Origin of the sequence: Janthinobacterium rivuli (assembly GCF_009208735.1) — a bacterium.
Taxonomy (GTDB): Bacteria; Pseudomonadota; Gammaproteobacteria; order Burkholderiales; family Burkholderiaceae_D; genus Janthinobacterium.
On record NZ_WFLJ01000105.1, the window covers coordinates 1 to 255 of the forward strand.

The window sequence follows — 255 nt, forward strand, 5'->3', positions numbered from 1 at the left end:
GCCCGCTGCTCGTCAAAGCGGCCAAGACCGGCGGCAAGATCGTCGAGGTGACGCCGGAATCGGCCGGCTGGACGCACGTGGGCTTCGCCGCGCATCGTCTGGCGGCCGGCGAGAGCCTGAATCTGGAGACGGGCAAGCGCGAACTGTGCATTGTCGTGCTGACGGGCACGGTGACGGTGCGGGCCGGTGAACAGATGTGGGAAGCCATCGGCAATCGCCAGAGCGTGTTTGACGACGTCTCGCCGTATGCCGTGT

General features: G+C 66.7%; 1 protein-coding gene. It reads left to right on the forward strand.

Annotated elements, in window-relative coordinates; all coding sequences use genetic code 11:
- Positions 1–5 precede the first annotated feature (5 nt).
- A partial coding sequence (locus tag GCN78_RS29135; protein WP_226939882.1) for a 5-deoxy-glucuronate isomerase occupies positions 6–255 on the forward strand: 250 nt, incomplete at its 3' end.